The 23,678-nt window shown below is 64.8% G+C and carries 17 protein-coding genes; 12 read left to right on the top strand and 5 right to left on the bottom strand.

Annotation, left to right across the window (positions count from 1 at the left end; translation table 11 throughout):
* The first annotated feature begins 9 nt into the window (after positions 1–9).
* The 4 genes from ABFE16_19855 (at position 10) to ABFE16_19870 (ending at position 4,188) form a co-directional block, all read left to right on the top strand.
* A complete protein-coding gene (locus ABFE16_19855) occupies positions 10–1,002 on the top strand; it encodes a ribonuclease H-like domain-containing protein (GenBank protein MEN6347554.1) in 993 nt (330 codons plus the stop codon).
* A gap of 90 nt (positions 1,003–1,092) precedes the next feature.
* Positions 1,093–1,839, top strand: coding sequence for a zinc-ribbon domain-containing protein (locus ABFE16_19860; protein MEN6347555.1), 747 nt, complete (start codon positions 1,093–1,095; stop codon positions 1,837–1,839).
* A gap of 26 nt (positions 1,840–1,865) precedes the next feature.
* Positions 1,866–3,422, top strand: a complete 1,557-nt coding sequence (locus ABFE16_19865; protein ID MEN6347556.1) for an FAD-dependent oxidoreductase — start codon at positions 1,866–1,868, stop codon at positions 3,420–3,422.
* Positions 3,415–4,188, top strand: a complete 774-nt coding sequence (locus tag ABFE16_19870) for an HAD family hydrolase (GenBank protein MEN6347557.1) — start codon at positions 3,415–3,417, stop codon at positions 4,186–4,188. The genes ABFE16_19865 and ABFE16_19870 overlap by 8 nt, the downstream gene beginning before the upstream one ends.
* A gap of 11 nt (positions 4,189–4,199) precedes the next feature.
* Here the strand turns inward: ABFE16_19870 and ABFE16_19875 are convergent, their stop codons facing one another.
* From ABFE16_19875 to ABFE16_19885, 3 genes are all read right to left on the bottom strand, one after another.
* Positions 4,200–5,591, bottom strand: coding sequence for a hypothetical protein (locus ABFE16_19875; GenBank protein MEN6347558.1), 1,392 nt, complete (start codon positions 5,589–5,591; stop codon positions 4,200–4,202).
* Positions 5,592–5,603: 12 nt separating this feature from the next.
* A complete protein-coding gene (locus tag ABFE16_19880) occupies positions 5,604–6,368 on the bottom strand; it encodes an HD domain-containing protein (GenBank protein ID MEN6347559.1) in 765 nt (254 codons plus the stop codon).
* A gap of 189 nt (positions 6,369–6,557) precedes the next feature.
* Positions 6,558–7,580 carry a Gfo/Idh/MocA family oxidoreductase gene (locus ABFE16_19885; GenBank protein MEN6347560.1) on the bottom strand — a complete coding sequence of 341 codons (1,023 nt, stop codon included), beginning with the start codon at positions 7,578–7,580 and terminating at the stop codon, positions 6,558–6,560.
* Between the two features lie 361 nt (positions 7,581–7,941).
* Here ABFE16_19885 and ABFE16_19890 point away from each other — a divergent pair, with 361 nt between their 5' ends.
* The 6 genes from ABFE16_19890 (at position 7,942) to ABFE16_19915 (ending at position 17,007) form a co-directional block, all read left to right on the top strand.
* Positions 7,942–8,148 (top strand): helix-turn-helix domain-containing protein, encoded by a 207-nt coding sequence (locus ABFE16_19890; protein MEN6347561.1) that lies wholly within the window; start codon positions 7,942–7,944, stop codon positions 8,146–8,148.
* Positions 8,149–8,256: 108 nt separating this feature from the next.
* Positions 8,257–9,276 carry a hypothetical protein gene (locus tag ABFE16_19895; GenBank protein ID MEN6347562.1) on the top strand — a complete coding sequence of 340 codons (1,020 nt, stop codon included), beginning with the start codon at positions 8,257–8,259 and terminating at the stop codon, positions 9,274–9,276.
* 18 nt (positions 9,277–9,294) lie between these two features.
* A complete protein-coding gene (locus ABFE16_19900) occupies positions 9,295–10,560 on the top strand; it encodes a beta-ketoacyl-ACP synthase II (protein ID MEN6347563.1) in 1,266 nt (421 codons plus the stop codon).
* An 89-nt stretch (positions 10,561–10,649) separates the two neighbouring features.
* Complete coding sequence (locus ABFE16_19905; protein ID MEN6347564.1) at positions 10,650–13,220, top strand: ATP-binding protein; 2,571 nt, start codon at positions 10,650–10,652, stop codon at positions 13,218–13,220.
* The gene (locus ABFE16_19910) at positions 13,217–15,271 is read left to right on the top strand and encodes a histidine kinase dimerization/phospho-acceptor domain-containing protein (GenBank protein ID MEN6347565.1); all 2,055 of its coding nucleotides are present in this window, start codon (positions 13,217–13,219) and stop codon (positions 15,269–15,271) included. Before ABFE16_19905 ends, ABFE16_19910 begins: the two co-directional genes overlap by 4 nt.
* Before the next feature lie 41 nt (positions 15,272–15,312).
* Positions 15,313–17,007 (top strand): response regulator, encoded by a 1,695-nt coding sequence (locus ABFE16_19915; protein ID MEN6347566.1) that lies wholly within the window; start codon positions 15,313–15,315, stop codon positions 17,005–17,007.
* A 96-nt stretch (positions 17,008–17,103) separates the two neighbouring features.
* On the opposite strand, the gene ABFE16_19920 is transcribed toward ABFE16_19915, so the two are convergent.
* Both ABFE16_19920 and ABFE16_19925 read right to left on the bottom strand, forming a co-directional pair.
* Positions 17,104–18,726, bottom strand: a complete 1,623-nt coding sequence (locus ABFE16_19920; GenBank protein ID MEN6347567.1) for a radical SAM protein — start codon at positions 18,724–18,726, stop codon at positions 17,104–17,106.
* 127 nt (positions 18,727–18,853) lie between these two features.
* The gene (locus ABFE16_19925) at positions 18,854–21,721 is read right to left on the bottom strand and encodes a DUF4962 domain-containing protein (protein ID MEN6347568.1); all 2,868 of its coding nucleotides are present in this window, start codon (positions 21,719–21,721) and stop codon (positions 18,854–18,856) included.
* 131 nt (positions 21,722–21,852) lie between these two features.
* Between ABFE16_19925 and ABFE16_19930 the strand changes: the two genes are divergently transcribed.
* Positions 21,853–22,989 (top strand): hypothetical protein, encoded by a 1,137-nt coding sequence (locus ABFE16_19930; protein ID MEN6347569.1) that lies wholly within the window; start codon positions 21,853–21,855, stop codon positions 22,987–22,989.
* A 120-nt stretch (positions 22,990–23,109) separates the two neighbouring features.
* Positions 23,110–23,678, top strand: a 569-nt coding sequence (locus tag ABFE16_19935) for a hypothetical protein (GenBank protein ID MEN6347570.1), incomplete at its 3' end; no start/stop codon positions are given.

Consider the following 23,678-nt stretch of genomic DNA (forward strand, 5'->3'; position numbering starts at 1 on the left):
GGAGCACCGATGCGAGGTAAGGACCAGTCCCGGCTTTCCAAGGACCTTCCGGAGATCCGCAAACAGCTCTCCAGCCTGAGTCGTGACTCCGGCAAGCCGAAGCCGCAAGAGCCCAGGACTCCAGAGGCCGGGGCACAGCCTTCCACACCCGGGCCGGAGGCGACTGACCAGAAGCCTACAGAATCGGCGCCGGCGCCGAGCGGTGCCCTGGGACGCCTCCGCCGACGCGTGCTGTCCACTCCCAGAGACGCCGGTTCTGTTGCGCCGTCGTCGGCAGAGCAGCCGGTTCGCCTTGAGGACGCTCTGCCGGGCCTCACGGAATCCACGGTAGACGGCCGCTGCGCCTACCATATCCACCGAACCGTGCGCCAGGCCTGTCCCGAGGTCGCCTCGACGGAGACCGACTTCGCTCACCTCGTGAGGCAGACGCGGTTGGAGCGGTTCCTAGGCTCCAAGACCCCCGAGGTCCTGTCGCCCGAGCAGATCCTCTTCCTCGACCTGGAGACCACCGGCCTCGACGTCACTCCCCTCTTCCTCATCGGGACCATGGCCTGGGAAGGCGACGGTCTCGTGGTCCGCCAGTTCTTCGCCCGCGACTATGATGAGGAGCCCGCTGTACTCTCGCTGTTCCTGGAGCGCTACGAGAAGCAGCCCGTCCTGGTCACCTTCAATGGCCGCAGCTACGACCTGCCCTATGTGCGGATGCGAGCGCGAGCCACAAAGGTGCCCTTCCACTTCAGCCCCGCACACCTCGACCTGCTGATCGAGGCCCGCAAGGTGTGGCGTGGCGTTCTCCCCGACTGTCGTCTGCAGACTCTCGAGCGCCTGGTGCTGGGGCGCGACCGTAAGGACGACATCCCCGGCAGCGCGATCCCGCGGGCCTACCACGACTTCGTCCAGAGCGGCGATGCCCGACAGATGGTCTCGGTTCTCGAGCACAACCTCCTGGACCTTGTCACGATGGCCCAACTCCTGGTGCACTTGTCCCGCCGACGGGACTAACTGACCTCTCGACCAGTCTCTCACGACGCAGGTACGAAGCGTGTCCGCGCGGAAGTTCCGCGCGCGTAGTTGTGTTGTGAGGCGTGCCGTGTGGCAGAGACGCTCCTGGGATCCCCGGACGAGGTGAGGCCCGTGTTCTGCAACCAGTGCGGTGCAAAGAACGACGACGTGGCTCGCTTCTGCAGCTCCTGTGGTGCTCCACTTTCCGGCCAGACACCCTCGACCGAGCCGACCAGCCCTCAGCCCAGAGCGACGAACCCGGCTCTGCCCTGGATCATCGCCAGCGCTGTCTTGGCCGCACTCGTCCTCGGCGGTCTGATATGGGTGCTGGCGTGGTTCGTCCCCGCGCAGGTTCATCAGCCGATCGCGCCGGCGGGAGTCTCCTCGCCGGGTGGAACCTCTGCTGCCGAGTCCGAGACGCCGGGTGGTGGCCCCGCAGGCACGACCACACAACCCGCGGAGGACCTGAAGCCAGAGCCTTCACCACAGCCTGAGGTCCCGCCTGAGCCTTCGGAGGACCCGGTGGCTCAGGCTACCGTGGTGCTGGAGAGGTACCTTGCGGCTGACCTGGGGAACGACGGCGAGGAGATGGCCAAGTACCTCGGCGGCAGTGCCGCTGCGCAGTTCCGGCCGGAGGTAGTGGGCCAGGAGGACCTCACGGTACACAGCAAGATCGTCACCGGCCATACTGTCGTCGGCCCCAACCAGATCAACTTCGAGGTGACCGTCAAGTGGTCACCGAGCGACAGCGACGAGGTGAAGACCGACCTTGAGGACTACGTCCTCAAGCGCACCGATAGGGGCTGGAAGATCACCTCAACGCCTGCGTACCACTAGGAGAGGCCGTTCCCCGGGAGAGAGCAATGGACCGCAGGAAGATGCTTCAGACCGTGGCCCTGGCCACTGGCGGCGCCACCTTGGGTGGTGTTGCCTTCCCTGCCGACAATCACTCTCTCCCGACTGCCGCTAACAGACAGGAGCGAACCATGCCCGAGATTCTGACCATCACGGAACCCGCACGAGACCTTCCCGTCCGCGCAAAAGTTGATGTCCTGGTGTGCGGAGGGGGTCTGGGTGGCGTATCAGCAGCCGTTGCGGCTGCCCGCGCCGGCGGCAAAACCATGCTGGTAGAGCGCAATGGCTTCCCCGGAGGTGTAGCCACCGCCGGGATGTGCTGCTCGGTTTTCAACTACCTGTACACCCCGAAGCACGAGCCCCTCGTGAAGGGCAACAGCCTCGAGTTCATCGACCGCCTCGCGGCTGCTGAGGGTTACGGCGCCAAGTGGCGCGACCACAAGGGCCACATCATCTTCGACGTTGAGCGCGGCAAGCTCGTACTGACCGAGCTGCTCGAAGAGGCGGGGGTGCAGTACCTGTGGGACACGACCGTCTGTGGCGCCCTCATGGGCACGGACGGCACGACGCTCCAGGGGGTGGCAGTTGAGAGCAAGTCGGGCCGCGAGGCGATCCTGGCGAACGTCGTCGTTGATGCGACGGGTGACGCCGATGTCGCTGCCCTGGCCGGTGCGCCGGTGCACACCCTCCGGGACATTCCCGGCGCCAAGCACAGCTTCGTCTTCCGCATCGGCAACGTCGATGTCGATGCCTTCGTGCAGTACTTCATCGACCACCGCGACCAGTACCCCGAACACATGGACGTCGACTGGTCGCTGGGAGAGGCAGTCGAGCAGTACCGACAGGTCGGGACCTTCCTGTTCCCGCACGGCGGCGGGATGCAGATGGACATCATCAAGCAGGGCGTGGAGCGCGGCGAGTACCCCACCAAGATCGGCGTCCATGACACGCTGGATGCACTTCAGATGCACGCGATCCGCGACCTCGGTGTGGTTCATGTCATCACCGGGTTCCTGAAGCTCGCCGACCTCGACATCGCCGCGATCACCCGAGGGATGGCCGATGGGAGGCGCATGGCCTTTCAGGTCACGGACTTCTTCCGGCGGTACATGCCCGGCTTCTCGCGGGCGGCGGTGATGAACACTGCCGACGATCTGGGCATTCGCGCCTCGCGGTGGCTCGACGGCGACTTCGTCTTCACCAAGGAGATGCGGGGCACACCCGTGCGCTTCCCCGATGCCATTGGCCGCGGCGTGGTTGAGGAGTTCCGCGTCAAGCATCCGGGACCGCGCGCCTGGGCCACCGAGGTGCTCGCAGGCGAGTGCTTCGACATTCCCTACCGCTGCCTCCTCCCGCGCAAGGTCGATGGGCTGGTGATGGGCGCCGGACGTAGCGTCAGCGCCCAGGACCCGCACCTGCTTCGGATCATGGCCGTCACCATGATCGTCGGCCAGGGCGCGGGCGTCGCAGCGGCTATGAGTGCCCGTGCCGGATGCGCGCCGCGCGAGGTCCAGATCGGGGCCGTGCAGGAGGAGCTTCGCCGCCAGGGGGTCGCCCTTGGGTAGTTCCGAGCACCACGGCGACCAACCTCACCGGGAAGCACAGGTGCAGGCCCAGACCCAGCCCTCGCGAGCCCTGGTGGCTTTCGATCTTGACGGTACTCTCATGCCGGTCGACGAGACTGCTGCTCCCGAGACGCGCGAGGCCCTGCAGGCGCTGCGGCATGCTGGTGCGCATCTTGTCCTGGCCTCCGGGAAGCCTTGCGCCTACCTCTCGGGTGTGGCGCGGGCTCTCGGAATCCTGGATTCCTCGCTGATCGGTGAGAATGGCGCTGAGGTCTGGATCCGCAGTACGATGCCGACTCCTCGCTGGCGGGTCACGCCCTCCAGCGAGGAGAAGCTGGCCCTCGATCGGCTGCGCGAGGAGCTTCGCATCCGCTATGGTGACGAGGTCTTCCTCCAGCCGAACACCGTCGGCGTGACCGCCTTTCCTGCCGCAGAGCACCTTACCTCCGCTCGCCTTGCCGCCGAAGTGATCCCAGAGCTCCCCGCTGGAATCACCCGCTACGTGCACAGCGATAGCGTCGACTGGACCCTTGGGCGCTGCAGCAAGGGTGCGGCACTCATGCAACTGGCGCACGACCTGGGGTTCGGACGGGAGCGCCTTGTGGCCGTCGGGGACGGGCCGAATGACCTGGCGATGCTGACAGAGGCACACCTTGGGCTGTGGCTGGGGAGCCCGGAGCAGGTGAAGGGAACGGGGATCACGGCGGTTCCAGGTCTTGCCGAAACGATGGGGATTGTCTTGCGCTTCGTCCGGTCGGTTCGCTGAGCGCAGCCAGGCTACCCTCGGCCGAAGGCTCGGACCAGCAGGGCTTGGCCCCGGCTACGCCGCACACAGTCAAACAGCCGCAACTCGCCCTGCGACTGCAACCTCAGGACGCCCTGCTTCTGGAGTGTATCGAGGGCCGCCCTCGTGCCGCTGCCCACGGTGAAGGCCTCTGCGGTGCAGGTCAGCGGGATGCCGCTTCCAGACCTCCGGCTGACGCCCGGTAGGCTGACAGCTCGTGACAGGGCGATCGCGAACTCGTAGGCGAGAATCGCCTCCTCCGCCCCATCCTCGCCCCCGGCAAAACCCTTGACGACCTGGTGCGCCTGCAGCCAGGACAGGGCGCTCGCAGTGTCCTGCGCCCCTGTGCTGTGGCCAGTCACCGAGGCCGGCAGAGCCTGGTACAAGAGCGTGAGCGCTTCCTTGCGCAGCAAGATCGGGTCATCGTTAGCATCGGCGGCCCGGGCCTGAAGCAGGCTGCCCTGGGGCCTTCCACCGTCCTGGTTCAGTGGCGTGAACTTCCCACTGTGAGCAGCCCAGCGCATCGCGGTGAAGGCCTCGGAACCCGGAAGCAGGCCGTAGGAGAAGGGCTTCGGCGCGTGGGCACGCTGGTCGGCGTCGAGGCTGAAGTAGTTCACGAAGCGCAGAGCCGGGTAGGTGTCGAGCTTCCACTGCAAGAAGGAGAGCAGGCGAGTGCCCGTTCCCTCCTGCCGACGATTGCAGCCGACCTCGGTGATCCCCAGCGGCTTCCCCGGCCAGCGCCCAGAGGCCCAGTCCAGACACGTCTGCAGGTCTCCCCACGCCGACGAGTTCCCGTTGTCGTAGCTGGTGAAGGCGACCCAGTCGACCCAGGCATCACCCGGGTAGTACAAGGCAGAGCACATGGGCTCGCGCACGACCCCCGGCACTGCCAGCGAGAACACCATCTCCACGCGCGGGGCCAGACGTCGCATGACTGTCGCGACGGTCCGGTACCGGGCGCGGTACTCGGAGTAGCCGACGGGGTAGCCGTCCTGGTTCATGTTGGGTTCAGAGCCGAAGACCAGCAAGACCGGCGTGGGTACCCGGGAGAGGGTGCCTGCCCAGCGGCGGAGGTACTCGTCCTCAGACACCTGTGACAGAGGCTTGCCGTACTCCCAGGGCTCCCAGAACAGCAGCAGGCCACGCCCACGGGAGACCATCTTGTCTGCCCAGGTGCTTGGGAAGGGTTTGCCGTAGGCGCGGTAGGTGGCGTAGAGGGAGAGCGGGGCTCCGAGGGCCTGTTCGAAGGCACCCACGTCGCCCTTGAAGTGGCTATCGGACTGGATGAAGGCACTGAGGTACCGCGTCGGCGCCGCCCAGACACCCAGGGCGCTGATCGTTAGCAGCAGCCCGATTGCGGAAGAACGCGTCACGCGGGCAGGCAAGCCGCTCGGCACCTAATGGAGACCTCGGATCTCGTCACGCAGGGATCGGCACACCGTAGGCAGCAGGCTCGGAGCCTGGTGTTCCTCGCAGAGCTCCTCGAGCCCGGCAATCTGCTCGCGCAGCAGGTGCTGCCCACAGTCCTCATGGATGAACCCGGCGACGGTTACCAGACCGTCGGCGCTGTTCGGCCTGGCGATCTCTTCCATGAGCTCCTCGCAGAAGACCCGCATGCGTGCCGACCGCTGCCGGGCGACCTCCTTGCCCGACCGGGTCAGCAGCAGTGCGAGGAGCTGGTCCTTCTTCGGGAGCCACTCCCTCATGGCCGCCACGGTCTCAGGCAGCGAGGCTTTGTGACCTGAGCGGATCGTGATGAAGCGCCAGGTTGCCACGAGCCCAAAGTTTGAGTCGATGAGATCGGCATCACCCAGGCAGCGATTCTCAACCGGGCCGTCAGGGGTGTTTTTGCCGGAATGGGTGGCGATAGCGTTGCAGACACGCTCGCGAAGCTCACCCGTTACCCCCAGGGAGGCCAGAATCCCGGCGGCCTCCTGGGCGCCCGTCTCAGCATGGCCCCTGCCGGAATCCTTGCGGATGTCATGCAGCAAAGCGGCCAGGTGAACGACGTCCGTGTCGGCGCTCTCGCGACGCGCGATCTCCAGGGCAAGATCGCATACACGCAAGCTGTGCTCGTAGGTGTACCCGGGCCAATGGTAACCCTCCCAGGAGGAGGGCCATGAGCCCAGCCGCTCACGAAGCAGCACTTCCAAAGTTGACACAACAGAGGTTATCTCTTGCGGCATGAGGGGGCTTCCTGTCGATGACTTCCGGTTCCCGATTGTGGCCGGCTCCCCCCGACCCTACGGAGACCAGATATGTAGTCTACATCACGTTTTCCTCATGTCAAGGCTTGGCGGCTCCCTGACTTTGCCGGGTCCTTGGGTCTGGGCTCAGTCCTGACGTCTCGGTCAAGGCCTGTAGTTGGGAACCCTCAACACCTTGCCGGCGGCGATCGCCTCGGCTGCCATGATGGTGGCGGCCGCACTGTTCGCGCCGCTGAAGGCATCGCTCCTTGTGGGCTTGTCCTCGAGGATACTCTCGACGAAGCTGTGCAGTTGTGGATCGTAGGGGTGCCCCTGCATCTCGAGGTGACCCAGATCAGTCACCGCCACGTCGTGTCCCTCTCCCAGCATCAGCTTACCTGCCCGGAAGGTGCCCTTCGTCCCGTATATGGCCAGGTTCCCATGAGGCGGCCGATCGCCCACCGGGCCATACAGCGCGCTCACTTTGCCGACCGCGCCCGAGGCGAACTGAAACAGCGCCGCCATACAGTCAGGGTTCCGCATGGCTGGGAAGGCGATCGAGTTGCCGAAGCCGCACACAGACTCCACGTCGCTGTCGGCAAACCAGCGCAGCAGATCAAGCTGATGGGCGCCGCCTCCCACGATGGGGATCTCCTTCTCCAGGTACCAGTTCATGTTCCCCAACTGCGGGTTGGTCCGTGCCGGGCCGGCCTGGACCAGCAGGTTGTGAATGTAGTCGGCCTCCAGGTAGAACAGCTCACCGAGGGCGCCCTGCGCGCACTGTTGCTTGACTTCTGCGAAGAGCGGGTTGAACCGCAGTATGTGCCCGACTTGCGTCTTGCGGTCGCTGCTGCGAGCCGCCTCGGTCATACGGTCCAGGTCCTCGATGGTGTTCCCCATCGGTTTCTCCACCAAGACGTGACAGCCGGCCTCCAGTCCCTTGACGAAAGGGTCAGCGTGGAGGTGGTCCGGCGTGTGCACCGAGAGCACCTCCGGTCGCTCGCGGTCAAGAAGCTCGTCCAGATTGGAGAACCCTCTGGCCTGCGGGGCAAGAGCCAAGGCTGCTTCTAGACGGTCCGGACACAGGTCACAGAGGGCGACCACCTGCGTCTGCTCGCAGCTCTCGTAGGCCCGCACCCAGGCATCTCCGTTGTGGCCCAACCCGACGACGGCGACCCGAAGTGGCATATCCTGCGCCTCCCTGGCGACGTATATCAAGTCCAAATTCGTCGCGACAGGAGGTTTGGCCTCCTGCTCGCGCCGTGCCCTCTTGCACGCCCTCAAGCAGTCAACGGGCGACGTCTGACACAGACGCTCTCGGTACACAGATGTGATGAGCCTATCCTTACTGGTCGGAACCAGAAGGAATATCATCGGAAGATATTGGCGGATAACTTAGCCCCCAAGGCTGTTTTCGGTCCGTACATCCTTTCTATGTGGCGGCCAGACTTGAGAAGGCCATAGTATTCCAAAACCAACAGCTTGACGGATACCACGCAATGCCATAGATTAAAGTGGATCGCCAGTCAATGCAAGAGGTTGCAAGCCAATGTCTGATGAGATACTCACCGCAAAAGAAGCAGCGGACTACCTCAAGATGCATGCGGAGACCCTCAAGGTCAAGGCAAGGCGGGGTGAGGTACCGGCTGCCAAGGTCGGGCGTGCCTGGCGATTCCGCAAGCCGGAGCTGGATGCTTGGCTTGCCGACGGCGGTACCCTCGGACATCCTACAAACGGAGCGTCGGACGGCCAATAGCACCCTCAGGAGACGCACACAAACGGCCTCTGGGCCCTGGACGGAATGCCCAAGGCACTCGGGGCGCAGTACGCAACACAGATCGCCCTACGGAACGGAGAACTCACAATGCAGCAGCGGACGATGCACAGTTTGCGTGCCCTTGCCGTATCTGCCGTCCTGTCGGTATGCAGCCTGCTCCCAGCCTGGAGTCAAGGTGTTGGCCCCAATGTGTACAGCTTCGTTCACCCCTTTGGCCTTTGCACCTCGACGACCACCCGCGCCTTCGGAATGGGCGGCCCGGTCTCTTGTATGAACGACCCGGGCTTTGCCAACCCAGCCTATGCCGCAGACCAGCCCACCTCCGATGCTGGTATCCGCTACTCGGCCACCAGCTTTGACGCAGGCCTTGACCTCACCTCCGTGCAGATGCACTACGGCCAGCCTCTGCGCCCGGGGATCAGCGGTTTCCAGGTTACCGCTTTCTCGCTCGATACGGGGACTGCGACCCTGGCTCTACCGGGCCTCGGCGCCGCGACCGTCGATATGTCCGAGCGCGACGTATCGATCCACTACGGTCACCGGCTCAGCCCGCGGCTTCTCGCGGGAGTCGGTGTGTCGCCCTACATGCGGGTCCAGTTCAACGTCGGAGTTCCCGGTGGTCCCGCACTCATGAATCTCACGAGCAAGGCCGATATTGGTGCTCGTCTCGGTCTGGCTTACGAGTGGGCTCCGGATGACTACCTGGGGATCGTGTACGACTACTACCAGGAGACGGTGACCGCAGCCGGCCTGGCCGTCGGAGCGCGCAGCGAATTCGTTTTCCACACTGACTACCTGGCTCTTGGTGCCTCACGACACCTGAGGCCGGACCTGGTGGTGGCGGCGGAATTCCAGCGCGGCACTTCCTCCAGGGGCGACCTTGAGGACGCGACCAACGGCTGGCACTTCGGCACGGAGTGGCGGCCGGCAATGCTGTGGGCCCTCCGCGCCGGTCTCAACGACAGCCATCCCACCTATGGTGTCGGGTATGAGAGAGAGGGCTGGCGTTTCGACTATGCCTACGCAAGCGACTGGAACGATGACCTGGCGCGACCCTTCTTCGGGGGATCCAGCACTCACCAGCTAATGGCTACCTATCGCTGGTAAGAAGGCATGTGAGCGAAGTTGCGCATCGACGACCTGGCAAGACGCGTGGTGATCACCGGCCTGGGAGCGGTCTCCTGCTGCGGAATCGGCAAGGAGGCCTTCTGGGCGTCGGTCCGCGACGGCGTGTCGGGCATCTCGCGACTCGACCTGTTCGACACGACCGGACTGTCCTGCAAGATCGGCGGCCAGATCCGCGGCTTCGATCCCCTGGACCACATTGAGGCCAAGGAAGCCAGACACCAGGGACGGTTCGTCCACTACGCCATCGCCGCTGCGCGAGAGGCCTATGAGGACTCCGGGCTGGCGAGCTCCAAGACCGACCCTTACGACACCGGCGTGGCCTTCGGCAGCAGTGGTGCAGGCTACGGGAACCTTGGCGACGACGTGAATCGCCAGTTCGTCGAAGACGGGCTCAGGGCCGTGGATCCCTACGCGATCGTAGAGGTCCCGGCGCATGCAACAACCAGTCACATCGCTATCGACCTGGGGCTCAAGGGTCCGAACATGACCTCCTCCACAGGCTGCGCAACGGCCATCATCACGATGTCGCAGGGCGTCGCAGCCCTGCAGAGCGGCCGTGCGCAGGCGATGATTGTGGGGGCAAGTGAGGCGAGCCTTGGGCCCCTGGTCTTCGGGCTTCTCACCCGTTTGCGGGTCATGTCCACCCGCAACGACGATCCGACCCATGCTTTCCGTCCCTATGACAAGAACCGCGATGGGCTCGTACTGAGCGACGGGTCGGGGGCCGTGGTGCTCGAGACAGCGGCGCACGCAATGAACCGGGGAGCCCACATCTACGCCGAGGTGCGCGGCTACGGGATCACCTCGGAGGCCTACCATATGGTCATTGCTCTGCCGACCGGCGAGGAGCTGGCACGAGCTATCGGTACCGCCCTGGCGACCGGCCGCATGGGTCCCAGTGAGATCGACTACGCCTGCGCCCATGGCGTTGCCAGCAAGCAGTACGACATGGCGGACACGCTCGGGCTCAAGAAGGCACTTGGGGACCATGCGTACCACATACCGGTCAGCTCCATCAAGCCTGTGATGGGGCAGCCCTTCTCTGCGTCCGCAGCGCTGCAGACGGTTGCAACCTGCATGGCGATGGCGACGGACACGATCCCACCCACCGTCAACCTCGAGGCGCCCGATGAGGAGTGCGACCTCGACTTTGTACCCGGAACCGCCCGTCGTGGCCGGATCGATGCCGCCGTCCTGAACGCGCACAGCTTCGGTGGGACGCACGGTGCGGTGGTTCTGCGCCGCTTCGATGAGCGTTTTTAGGTGCCTTGGATGCGAGACTTGCTCCCCGGGGGACCGCGCGGTAGCGCCATCGACGCCATACGACACGCGCTAGTGCCGAGGAGACGCTGATGGACATCAACATAGTCTCTCTCCTTGGAACGGCCTGCATCACGCTATGCCTGGGCCTTGTCGCCTATCTGCGGGCCCCCGACCGGCCCTCGAACCGGCTGTTCGGGGTCCACGCCGCCGTCGTCGCTGCCTGGGTGTTGCTCACCTGCGGAGTCATGGTAGCGGAGCTCGAGGCGCTCTCCGCCCTGATGCGTGCGCTCCACATCGCTTCCCTCTTCGTCGTGGCCACCTTCGTCGACTTCGTCTGGGTCTTTCCTGACAGGCTGCGGATGTTCCCCTGGAAGCGGCGGGCGCCCCTGTACATCCTCGCCCTGCTCTTCAGCCTGGTTGCTGCGCTGCCCTCTCTGGTTCGCTCGGTGAAGCTGACTTCCTTTGGCCCGTGTGTCGAGTTTGGCTGGCCCCTGGCGGTCTTCGCAATCTACCCGCTGACCTTGGTCATCCACGCGAACCTGGTTCTCCTCCACAAGCTCAGGACACTCAGGGGCGTCGCCCGCGTCCAGACGGTCTATGTCTTCTTTGGCACCCTCGTCTGCGAGCTCATCATCCTCACGACCAACGTCTTGCTGCCGATGGTCACCGGGATGACGGCGTACAGCCGGTGGGGCGCCGTCGGCTACCTGATCGTCATCGCTGCGATGGCTATCTCGATTGCCAAGTACCGGCTCTGGGACCTGGACGGCCTCACCCGAAAAGCGGCGGCTGGGATGCTCGCGCTGGCCGGCCTGGTTCCGGTCGCGGGAAGCGTTATCTGGACGCTGGGCAACCAGACGCATCTCTGGGAAGGAAACCCTTCGCAGGTTGCGGTTCTGTGGATGTCCATCGGAGCGATACTCGGGCTGTTTCTGATCCCGACCTACCACACCTTCCACGGTCTTGTGGTGCGTCCTCTGCGTGCCGAGCGTGACCGGATTGGGCACCTCATCAGCGCCCTGGGTGCGGCAGTGGTGCGCGCACCGGCCGATGGATCCGCCTTGCTACCGATCCTGGCCGAGACCCAACGGTTCTTCAATTGCACCCTGGTATCCGCCTACCTGCGCGGTCTCGATGGGGCCCTGCGATGCGCCGCGTCAGTGCTGCCTGACGAGCAGCCCACAGCGCCCTCCTACGCGGTCGTCGGCCGTCGACTCCCGCTCAATGTTGTGCGCGCGCTCAACGCAGATCAGCTCACCAGAACTCTGGACGCAGGGGAGATCGCTCGCTTTGGCGCCCTTGAGGAGAGCGCCCGGACCCTCGCCGCGATGTCCGATATCGGCGCGAGCGTCGTCACTCCGCTGCGCTGGGAAGGCCAGACCATCGGCCTCCTGGCCCTCGGCGAGAAGGTGTCGAGGGACATGTACTATGGGACTGACCTCGACGTGCTCGAGAGCGTGGCCAACCACGCAACCATCGCCGTCAAGAGCTCTGAGCTGAAGGGCCAGATACTCTCCGAGAAAGAGCGCACAGAGAAGGTGCTCGCGCAGATGGAGAGCGGCGTGGTGGCCGTCGACTCGCGCAAGACCATCCTCTTGGTGAATGCGGCGGCCTGCAATCTGCTCGGGCGTCAGGAGTCGGAACTGCTAGGGCAAAGCGTTCGTGTCCTGCCTCGCCCCTTGCGCGATGCCCTGCACCGCGCCCTCGATGCCGGTGTCACGAGCTCGGGTGAGAAGGCAAACCTGGCCCAACCCGCGGGCAGTGCGGAGCGAGTGCGACGGCTGCGGGTGAGCTGTAGCACCTTCCTGCTCCGTGGTCCGAATGGCGCCACAGAGGGTGGCGGCGTCGTCTTCCGCGACCTCAGCACTGAGGACGCCCTACGCCGCACTGAGCAGGAAGCCGAGAGGCTGCGCTTCATCCGGGCCGTCTCCGCCGGTATGGCGCATGAGATTCGCAACCCCCTGGTCGCGATCCGCACCTTCGCCGAACTCCTGCCGACACGGTTGGATGACCCCGAGTTCCGCGAGTCCTTCCTGCAGGTCGCGCGGTCCGAGATCAACCGGCTGGAGGAGCTCGTGGTGCAGTTCATGACCCTGGCGAAGCCGACGCGCCTTGTGCGTCAGCCCGTGGATCTGCCCGCCTTCGCACAGGGCGTCGTGACGGTCCTGACGGCGAGCTTCGAGGCTCGCAAGGTTCGGCTGACGACGAATGTGGCACCCTCCCTACCTGTCTTCCGGGCCGACGAGAACCGGCTGCATCAGGCGGTACTCAATCTCCTGATGAATGCTCTGGACGCGACTCCGGAGGGTGGAGAGATAGAGCTCACGGTGGCCTTCGCCCCCGGACCAGGGGGCGATGAGCCCGGTGATGAGCAGGAGACGGCCGACAGGTCCGGCGAGGTTGTGCTGCGTGTGTGGAACTCCGACAGTTACATCGCGCCCGAAGACCGCGAGCACGTCTTCGAGCCCTTCTGGACCAGGAAGGCAACGGGTACAGGCCTTGGCCTTGCCATCTGCCAGACGATTGCCGATGAACACGGGGGAACGATCGCGGTGGAATCCAACAGCGAGACAGGAACTGCCTTCACTCTGCGTCTGCCACTGGTAGTCCGGGCAGGCGCGGACTCCACCGAGGCTTTCGAAATGGCGGTATCATCATGATCACAGCGGTGCTTATCACCGGGCGTGCGACCGCCTTGGGCCCCAAGGATGCGATTGACCGGCTGCGCGACATCCTGCGCAAGAGCGCAGCGGTTGTCGAGCTGGACAGCGAAGTGTTCCCGGGCACGACACTCGGGAGCATGGTTGTCGACATGATCGTGCTCGAGGCGCAGCACCTCACGCACCAGACAGTGGAGCTACTCGATCAGGTTCGCACCATGTACCCTGAGAGCACCACAGTCTGCGCGGCGTCCGAGGAGGTCGCTGAACGGGCACGTGTCGAGGGTGCTCTCTCCCCCGACTTCTGGGTCCTTCTCTCGGCCTCAGACCTCCAGATGCGCACGCAGGTTGAGGCCATCATGGCCTACCTCAACGCCAGCCCACGGCGCTGTGGAGCACCGTCTGCCAACCACCTGGCACCGTCGCTCAGCTCGCCCGCGGGCACGGCTCTTGCAGCTGTCGCGCAGGGCAGCGTCCACTCGATGCAGCGGACAGAGAGCGCTCTGTATCGCATGGTCGGTCGTGTGACCGGAAGCTGCGATACGGAAGACCTGCTGGGCGCCTACTGCGATGCCGTCCACGAGATGACCCAGTGCGTGAACTACTGCCTGCTGTGGCAGGATGCGAACGCACGCGAGTTCCGGATCGCACGCTCGGAGGGCATGCCGCCGGTCGTCGAGGAAATGTGCCACATGAGCCTCACCGATCCTCTGCCGACCTGGCTGCTGCGCAACCGCGGAGTCCTGACCCGTGACGCTCTGGCCCAGGCTCCCGAGGGCACGGCGATACAGCGTGATCTCGACATGCTCGGCGGGGTCGTCGCAATCCCCTTGTTCTCCCAGAGCGTGTTGCGGGGGTTCTTGGCCGTCGGCCCCAAGGTCCTGGGCACTCCCTACCAGCCATCCGAAGCCGAGGCGCTGTTCGTCCTTTCTGCGAACGCGGCGGCCGGAGCACGACAGACAGAGCTGCACCGGGAGCTCGAGGCCCGCAACAACTACATCGACCAAGTGCTGTGGACGATGGAGAGCGGAATCGTCACAATAAACCTCGAAGCCAAGGTCTGCGTGTGCAATCCCAATGCGGCGCGGGTACTGCGGCTCAAACAGGAAGGTGCGATCGGGCGCGACCTGCGTGTTCTGCCTTCGCCTCTGGGGGACTACCTGTATTCGTGTCTGACCTACGGCGAAGAGCGCAACCACGAGGAACTCGCCGTCCTCGGTGGTCAGGTGCTGATCCGTGTATCGACCCGTCGTCTCCTCGCGCCGCAGGGAGCCCTGATGGGAGCCATGCTCCTCGTCGAGGACACAGCCGCTGAGCGGGCGCTCGCCCGAGAGAGACGCAAGGCGGAGCGCAACGAGGTCATCGGCCAGATGGTAGCGCGCTTTGCACACGAGTTGAAGAACCCGCTGGCCACCATCCACACCTTCGCGGAACTGCTGCCGACCCGCATGGACGACCCGGAGTTCCAGCATTTCTGGTCGCAGCAGGTCATGCACGACGTCCACCGGCTGGATGACTTGGTGGCCAAGCTCGTGTCCCTGTCCGAGCCACCTCCCTCCAGGCGCCAGACAGTCAACTTGGTTGACGTGGTGAGGATGGCGGTAGACCGCGTCGTGCTGCTGGATCCCGAAGCCACGCAGCATATCATCACCAGCATCGACGGGGGCCTGCCCTCCGTCCAGGTCGACGCCGACGTCATGGCGACCGCGCTCTCACACCTTCTGCGTTACGGGCTCGGCCGAGAGCGACGAGCGGTCGTCGTCGATGCGCGGCTGCAGGATGGTCCGAAGGGTGAGCAGCCCGTCGCGATCTATGTGCGCGCTGATGGACGTGGTGCGCCGACCGGCGAGCCACTCCGGCTTCTCGACCCCTCCTATGTTCTGGATCACCCGGACATCGACCTGGGCCCCTCGGCCAGTCAGCGCCTCATCGAGAGCCAGGGAGGGGCCCTCGAGGCCTACTGTGAAGCTGAGGACATCGTCTTTCGCGTCTCCCTTATCCCCGTTCACGAACTTGATGATGAGCGGGCTGAGGTAGACCGACGCCGTTGAGGACTATGCGTTAGTTGCGCTGTCAGGGGGTCTTTTGGGTCATGCGAGGCAACATACTGGTTGTTGACGACGAGGGAGGACCGCGCGAGTCGCTGCGGATGATCCTCAAGATGGATCATGACGTTCGCACGGCAGAGAGTGGCCCGATTGCCCTCGCGGAGATAGCACGGCAGAAGCCGGACCTTGTCTTCCTGGACATAAGCATGCCCGACATGCCCGGGACCGAGGTCCTGCGACAGGTCAAAGAGCAGTGGCCGGATGTTGAGGTCGCCATCATCACTGCTCACGCCGCGGTCGATTCCGCTCGGCTTGCCGTGCGCTTCGGCGCGCTGGACTACCTCACCAAACCCTACTCCATCGCCGACGTGACGCGCATCGTGGACCGCGCACTGAGCGCACGGCGACAGCAGCACGACTCTGACGTGCTGTCGGCGCAGCTTGCGAAGATGGCTGAGACCCTCGGGGGATGGGCTCGCTCCCTGGACGCCGACCGCTCGGACGGAATCGCCCATGCCGTGGACAGCCTTCGCTCCGTTCAGTCCTCCCTCCCCGAAGACCTCGAGTCAATGCGCAAGCTCAGTGAGTTGGGTGAGGTGACCGCCGAGGTCACCCACGACATCAACAACCTGCTCACCGTGATCCTGACCAACTCACAATTCCTGCTCATGCAGTTGGAGGGCCAGGTAGAGGCAGAGGTCTCTCCTAAGGACCCGCCGGCTGTGGCATCGCGGGTGTCACGAATCGTCCGGGCCGCCGAGGACTGCTCCATGATCATCCGGCGCGTGAAGGACTTCGTGCGCGCTAACGTCAGTCATCCCGCGGTGACTCTCAATGTCAACGATCTCGTCTCCTCCGCGGTCGATCTGAAGCGTGACGTCAACGGCGAGAGCGACCGCCAGGTGGAATATGTCATGCGTCTGCGCCCCGTCCCGAAGATCCAGGGCGACGAGATTGCCCTGCGGACGGTCATCGTCAACCTTATCGAGAACAGCCTCGACGCGGTTGGCAAGGAGGGGACCATCGAGCTCAGCACCGAGTTGAGGGACGGGTTTGTGCGCATTCAGATCCGAGATGACGGATGCGGCATGAGCCCTGAGGTGCTTGAGAACGCCAAGGGCGCCTTCTTCTCGGCAAACAAGCCCCAGGGCACCGGCCTGGGGCTGAGCACTGCCGACCGAGTGGCAAGGGCCCACCAGGGACGTCTCGAGATTGACAGCGCCGAAGGCGTCGGCACAACCATCTGCCTCCTGATTCCACCGGTGAACGCCCAGCCCGAGGCCGCACCGACGATGGACACTGCAGAGACACGGCCCGAGGGATCGCAGGCAGTGACAGCTCCGGCCGCCACCCCAGAGAACCCCAAGGGAATCATCCTGCTGGTCGACGACGAAGAGGGCATCCGCGAGTTGATGGCAGCCGTGCTGGAGACGGACGGCTACCGCGTGCTTCAGGCACCCGACGGGAGGCAGGGCTGGGAGATGTTCCAGCGCGAGCACCATCGCGCCGATGACCTGCCCCTTGTGGTCGTTACGGACCACGAGATGCCACAACTCACCGGGCGCGAACTCTCGCTGCTCGTTAAGCGCCTGGACCCAACGGTACCCGTCTTGATCGTCAGCGGGTACATCACCGAGCACACCGGGCCGGAGGATGCCGTCTTGGGCAAGCCTTTTGACCTCCAGGAGTTCCTGGAGTGCGTTCGCGGTCTACGTGCCGCTGACACCGTCGACGACTGACCGGCGGTCCGCATCCCATACCCCGCTATGCAAAGAGGGTCCCGTGAACTGCGCGGGACCCTCTCACTGTTTGGGCTCGAGCTCCTGGGCTACGCCTCAGACAGCGGTCGCCCCACGGTTGTGCGCCTGAACGAACTGCTCCATAGCCGTGACGTTGCCCGTCAGGCACCAGGCGCGGGCCAGGTCCCGGAACTGCCGTGGCTCTATGCCAGCCAGGCGCGCCATCAGGAGGTTGTCATCGGGGATGCCCGTCACCAGGCCGCTCTGCTCCACCATCGCCACAAACCGCGCGGTCAGCGCAGAGAACTCCTTGAAGGTGCGTCCATTCAGCTTATAGGGCAGCGCCTGCCAGAACGCGGGCGGGAACAGCAGCTTGATCTTGTAGTCGAGGTTCTCCAGCAGGTACTGCTCGCGGTCGACCTCGAAGCCATACTTCTCGGGCTCCAGGAACCAGGGCGTGCCGGGAAGCAGGCCGGGGAACTGCACCAGCACGGAGTCAGGTCGCAGCGACTGCAGCACTCGCAGGCTCTCCTGCATCGTCTCTTCAGTCTCGAAGGGCATGGGGACGATGAGGCTGCAGGCGACGGCGATTCCGGCCTCCTGGGCCGCTCGCACCGTGCCGCCGATCTCCTCGATCTTGATTGGCTTCCCTGCGGACCGGCGCAGCAGTTCCGGTGAGCCGCTCTCGAGGCCGAAGAACATCGCTACGAGACCGGACTTGCGCATGAGCTCGAAATGGTCTGGCGAGGCGCTGGCGAAATGTGCGAAGCTGGCGTACTGGACCGAGAGATCCCGTCGCGTGATCTCCCCGGCGATCTCCGCCATCAGCGGTCCCGGCGTCGAGGACCCGGCGAACCGGAAGGCGTGGATCCCGAGGCTTTGCACAACCTGCTCCATGTCGTCCACGATCAGCTTGGCCGATCGTGTCCGCAGTCGCGTGCCGCTCTCGACCGGGTGCGTGCAGAAGGCGCAGCAGTAGGGGCACCCGCGGCTCTCATCCAGGATGATGAGCTTCAGCTTCTGGTCGCCCTGCATCGACGGGTAGACATCCTCGGAGTACAGGGCGGAAGGGATGTCATCCAGGTTCACCGAGTTGGTGGGTGTGGCCGGGGCGTCCGCCGAGGTCGTCACCCCAGGCATCCCGGTGAAGCCGTTCCCCTTCAGTGCCCGGTCCATCAGCGGCAGGATCTTGTCCTCACCCTCTCCCACGACGATGGCATCGAAGGCTTCTGTGCGCCGGTAGATGCGGTGCCCCATCCATGAGGCGTGTGGTCCACCCGCGAAGATACCAAGCTTACCCTTCGGGAACCGTCGGCGCAGCGTTTCGGCGATGGTGACGGAGCCCGAGAAACCGTCGCCGTTCCACAGCTTCAGCCCGACGAGAGCAGGCTCCAGATCGGCGACCTCCTGCGTGATCTCCTCCGCCAGCGCCTGGGTCTCGCGAGCCTGGTGCTGCTCGAGGCGGTCATTCACCTCCGCCAGTTGCTGCAGGAGCGAGGCGCTAAGAGACGGCCCGGCCTGCGCGAGTTCCTGGAGGATCGGTCCGGCCTTCCGGGCGATCTCTTCCGGGTATAGCCGTCGCATGTTGTCAACGGTGCCAAAGTCCAGGATGCGCACCTTGTGGCCCGCGCCCTGGAGAACTGCGGCCAAGTTCGCCAGCCCGTTATCAGGACACAGACTGCTCGGCGTGAAGGGGTACCCCGCGAAAGTGATCAGCACAGCGTTTGCCACGTAAACACCTGCATTTCTGCGTGCCTGGCATCCGGACAGGACGCTTCACGGCCGCACAGTAGGCACCGAGGCACCGCGCCTCGTTGGCCTCGACGCAATGCGCCGGTCACTTGTGTTAGGGCTTGGCGCCGGCAAGGCGCACTTCGCCGTCACCCACCGAGTACACCTGGAGAACCTTGCCGTCTGCACCGCGGCGCACCGCGGCCACAGCCGCCTGAGACACCAGATCGCCGGCTCGTATCTCGGCAGCCTCCGGCGACTTCCAGGCGATGAGGTCTTGGCCCACCTGAAGCGCGAGACCACCCTCGGCGCTCAGAAGCTTGCAGGCCGGTAGCGCAGCCTCGCCACCTTCGCGGTAAGGCGTCAGCACCGTCAGGATCCGCACAGTGGACGCCGGGGCCGACGTCGTGGCCGTGAAGTGGTACTGGTTCGGGGAGTCTGCCTTGTCCGGCGCAACGGTGAACTTGTCGTCCTGGGTAAACGCCAGCCCTTCCGGGGTCAGGAACTGCACTCTCAGACGCGCCTGCCCCTGCGAGATGGTCACCTGTTGCTGGGCTTGGGCCAGAGCCATCGGACTCTTCGCGTGCAGCAGCCACTGGAAGGTCGAGGGCTTGGCGCTCTCGAGTTCATCCAGGATCACGAAGTAGTCGGGCCGACAGAACAGCACGTGCCGCTGAAACTTGGTCAGGCGTCCACCATAGGCCGCCGTCGCATCCCCTGTCGCGTAGCAGAAGCCATCGTTGTTCTGGAACTCGGCGATGCGTCCCTTCGAGGCGAAACTGCGCGGAACCTGTCCCTCGCCGTCCACCAGGATCGAGTTGTGAGCCTTGGTCTGCCAGGTCCACTCCATGTGGTGAGGGCTGCCGTAACGCTGGTAGTAGCCGCTGCTGATGGCGAGCGCCTCGCCGAAGGCCTCAATCACAAAGGCATTCTGATTGGCGTGGTTGTGGCTGGTCGATCCATAGGGGCTGCTGTGCAGCAGCAACAGGACGTCAGAGGAGGGATCGGCCATGTTGCTATGCATTGCCACCCAGCCGGCGCGCGGGAAGCTACGAGCCTGTGGAAGGTCGGAGGGAGCCTTTGCCTTGAGGTCCGGTCGGTAGAGGGTGAAGGCAAGGGGTCCGCCCGCCGAGGCGCCACGGGTCTTCTCAGCGTACCACCGGAAGTAGGGGTTGTCGTAGACACTCGACAGAGCATAGAGCAAGGCGCCCTGGCCGGAGCCGATAGCACCCTCCTGGCCGTCACCGAAGCCCATGCTCTTGCGTCCCGGCGAGGCGCAGTAGAGGCCGAAGTAGCCGGTGTTCTGCAGGAAGGGCTTGTCCTTCCAGGCGATCCCGAGGCGGTCGAGTTCCGCGATGACGTTGGTCATCATGCCCAGGTATGCCGTCCAGTAGCTGATGCCCTCGTGCCATCCTCCGTCGTCGCTACCCCAGGCCGGGTACACCGACCACAGCAGCCGCAGGTAGTAGTCGAGCCAGGTCGTCGCCTCCGGTGCTTCATGGGCGAAGACGATGGTGCCCTCGACCATGAACCCGATCATGCGGCCGGGATGGCTCGAGTAGGGACGACTGTCGAAGGGCATATCGCGATGGAGCCGGTTTACCTGCGCCAGACGCTTGCACAGGAAGTCGGTGCAGGTTTTGCGGTCAGCCTCCGAGAGCGTGTCGTAGATCCAGTCGAAGGTTCGCGGACCGCGCATGACGATGTCCATGGCGGCTTCATCGTCGTGACGCACGCCGCTGGGTCCCTCGATCTCCCAGGTGGAGAAGTGCATCAGCCGGCGTCTGGCTTCCTCGGCGAAGCGCCGGTCACCAGTGATGATGTAGGCCAGCGCACAGGTCTCCATCCCGGCCGTGAAGGGTCGCATCGTCTGGAAGGACAGCAGGTATGCCTTGCTGCGCTCCTGAGGGTCCTTCGGCAACCACTTCGGCTCTGGGTACAGGGGCATGCCAATCTGCTTCTCGGCTGTGCGAACCACCGGATCTGCAAGGGACTTGAGCGTCCCCTTGGCCTCGGCCCGAATCTGCGCGACCGACTCCGGCGTGAAGTAGATGCGCGGCCGAACAGCGGGGATCTTCGCCAGCACCGCTTCCATCGTCGGACGCGGGTAAGGCACGGCATCCGTCGGGACAAGGAAGCTGCGAGACTTGCTGGTTACCGCGGTGCCACCTGCATCGAAGCCGTAGCGCCAGTACCACTTCCCGGGTCGAATGAGCTCGGTCGGGGTGTAGACGGACAGCGCGAGATCGCGCACCGTGGTCGTTGCCTCGGCGGCGAAGGTCGGGTCCTGGGAGTACTGCACGAAGTACGTCTTCACACCCGGCGCCGGCACCCACGTGAAGGCCGGTGGGCTCACGGAAACCGTGTCACCCTCTTCCGGGCGATACGGAATCTCGTCGTCCGTAGGGGTCTGGTCAAGTCGGTCCGACATGGCCTGAATCACCTCGGCATCAGTTGCAGGGCGCACAAGCAGGTCGTCCCACCACACGGTCCCGGGTACGAAGAAGTTGAGCAGCTCGACGACGAGGCTCTTCGCCCCGGCTGGGGTCGGGAAGATTGCGTGGAAGGGTGTCCAGTTCTCTGCGGGCGGCAGGAAGTGCCGCAGGTCGCCCAGGAAGTCGTAGGTCTGCGTACTGCGCAGATAGGTCATCCGCAGACAGGCGCCTGCCCCGGAACGAGCGGCGAGACCCTCAGTGCGGTACCAGCCGGAGACGTACATCGAGCCACGGTCCGAGATGGTCAGGCGCTGGGACCATGCACCGCGCTGTTGGTCAGTGGCGACACGAACGCCGACGCTCGCAGTTCCGCTACGACCGGCCTTCTGGTCGTAGACCGAGGTGCCTCCGGTCTTGAAGTCCACATAGTACCACCCCTCGGGCGACTTGGTGCCCTTGTCGAATCCAGGGTTGGTGAGGAGGTTTGCCTCTTGCGCGAGACATTGGGAGACCGCGCAGATCGCGGCGAGAAGGGCGAGATGTCGCATGTTGGCCTCTCGATCTCAGAACTGTGGTCGAAGCCTATTCCCCGGAGCGACCGGCGATCCCTCCCGGCAGGTCCTCGAGCGCAGGACGCCGAAATCAGATTGGTCTCTTAGTCTACATGAGGGTGAGCAGAATGCGTAGTTTCCTGGCCGTCGTCGCCCTCGGTGCGGCGTTGGTCCTTCTGGGTTGCCGAGGTCCCGGAGTTTCGGCGCTACGAGGAGAGGTTGCCAGCCCAGAAGTGCCGGCGAAGGACACAGAGCCACCCAGCGGCACATCGGCACTCGCCGGCGATGCCGCCACAGCGCCGGGCAAGGCCCGGGTACCGAGTCCCCTGGCCTTCATCCGCGGCGGCAACGTCTGTCTCCTGGTCCCTGACAACCCCGAGGCCATCCCCATCACTACCCAGGGGAACTGCCGCACTCCCGCCTGGAGCCGAGATGGGCGGCGGCTCGCCTACCTCCATGACCTCGCGGCAACCGTTGAGGATGTGAGGGGCGAAGACAGGCCGGTGAGTGAGGTCTGGGTGACTGACGCGTCGGGTGAATCCAGGCGCAGAGTCCCGCTTGGCGAGCGAACGACGATAGTGCAGATGGTCTGGACGCCGCAGGGCGACTCCTTGATGGTCACGACCCCGCATGCGGCAACCTCGGACGGCGCCTGGCGGCTTGGTCTCGACGGCCAGTCCCACGGTGAGCCGGTCGGGTGCAACCGCCTCCAGGCTTGTGACAGGGCCGAATCGCCCTACATCCTCGAGGAGCACAACTACACCCGCGGCTGGGGTGCTGAGGAGGTCTTCCTCGTTGGCCCGGACCTGAAGCACACGGCCTACGCCACCGACATGACCGACCTGATGCCAACCATCTCTCCGCGTCTCGACTGGGCAGGCCTTGTGCAACCCGACGACCCCGACCGCCCGTGGAGCGACCAGAGCGATCGCCTGTATCTTGCCGCGACCCCCAGGTTCGAGGCCCCCGACTGGCTCAGCAAGAACGTCGGCAAGGGCCCCGAGGAGAGCCCGGCATCGATGAACGCGCAGGTGCCGTCGGGGTCGCTGCTGATGTTTGAGAGCGCAAGGTCGCTTCACAGCCTGGCCTTCTCCTGGGACGGGAAGTACCTGGCCTTTGTTGCCGAGGAGCGCTCGGCGAAGGGCGGCACGGTGCAGTGCAAGCTGTACGTGCTCTCGGTGCCTGACGGCGCAGTGAAGCTGATCGTGGAGGACGCACGCGACCCGGCCTGGAAGCCTACTCGGTCCGCGGGCGTTAGCGGTTAGCCCCCGGTGGACCTATCAGGGGCGTCGATCGGGCAACGCCACCGCTCCGCTGTCGAAGGTCGGCGAAGTCGAAACACTGTATTGCCGCAGAGGTTTGGAGTGCCCTCGGGAGGGACAAGCATGCGCACCGGCACCTTTGTCGTAGCCACACTCCTCGCACTGGCCACAGCGGCGAGCGCTGCCACTTTGCAGGTTGGCGATCTGCAGGTCGAGGTGATTGGACGGGACTTCCGCCTGGTCCAGCAGTCCCTTGGGGTCTTTGTGGAGGGGTCACTCGGCGGAGCGCGCCCTGGGCGTCTGCCGCAGGTGACCATCGACCAGGCAGCCCGGAGGCTGACTGTAGGGAACGCGCAGGGAGGACGCTGGGTCTTCGCCGTCAGCGAGGACCTCGGCACCGTGACCCTCACGGGCGGCGGTCGTCAGGGCGCTGGTCTGAGGATCAGGACCGTGCGCTGGGGCAAGTCCCCTCTCCCCTGTCGTCTTGACCCGGGCGGCGAGGACTCAGTGGTCCACACCCAGGTCGGGGTTGCCGGCCATCCCGTCTGCGATAGCCTCTTCGATGCCGCGAGCGATAGCGCGCTGACCTTCACTCCCGGCGGGCCGCAGAGTGGCGTCCTGTTCACCGCCCGTATCCGCCGCGACTTCATGAAGAAGGAACGCGGCCTCAAGTACTACGAGCCCATCGACAA

It is taken from the genome of Armatimonadia bacterium (assembly GCA_039679385.1).
Classification (GTDB): Bacteria; Armatimonadota; Zipacnadia; order Zipacnadales; family JABUFB01; genus JAJFTQ01.

Bases quoted from the DNA above. Each gene is read 5' to 3' on its own strand.
- ABFE16_19855 (MEN6347554.1), top strand. From the start codon at position 10: ATGCGAGGTAAGGACCAGTCCCGGCTTTCCAAGGACCTTCCGGAGATC.
- ABFE16_19865 (MEN6347556.1), top strand. From the start codon at position 1,866: ATGGACCGCAGGAAGATGCTTCAGACCGTGGCCCTGGCCACTGGCGGC.
- ABFE16_19885 (MEN6347560.1), bottom strand. From the start codon at position 7,580: ATGCCACTTCGGGTCGCCGTCGTCGGGTTGGGCCACAACGGAGATGCC.
- ABFE16_19890 (MEN6347561.1), top strand. From the start codon at position 7,942: ATGTCTGATGAGATACTCACCGCAAAAGAAGCAGCGGACTACCTCAAG.
- ABFE16_19895 (MEN6347562.1), top strand. From the start codon at position 8,257: ATGCAGCAGCGGACGATGCACAGTTTGCGTGCCCTTGCCGTATCTGCC.
- ABFE16_19905 (MEN6347564.1), top strand. From the start codon at position 10,650: ATGGACATCAACATAGTCTCTCTCCTTGGAACGGCCTGCATCACGCTA.
- ABFE16_19910 (MEN6347565.1), top strand. From the start codon at position 13,217: ATGATCACAGCGGTGCTTATCACCGGGCGTGCGACCGCCTTGGGCCCC.
- ABFE16_19915 (MEN6347566.1), top strand. From the start codon at position 15,313: ATGCGAGGCAACATACTGGTTGTTGACGACGAGGGAGGACCGCGCGAG.
- ABFE16_19925 (MEN6347568.1), bottom strand. From the start codon at position 21,721: ATGCGACATCTCGCCCTTCTCGCCGCGATCTGCGCGGTCTCCCAATGT.
- ABFE16_19930 (MEN6347569.1), top strand. From the start codon at position 21,853: ATGCGTAGTTTCCTGGCCGTCGTCGCCCTCGGTGCGGCGTTGGTCCTT.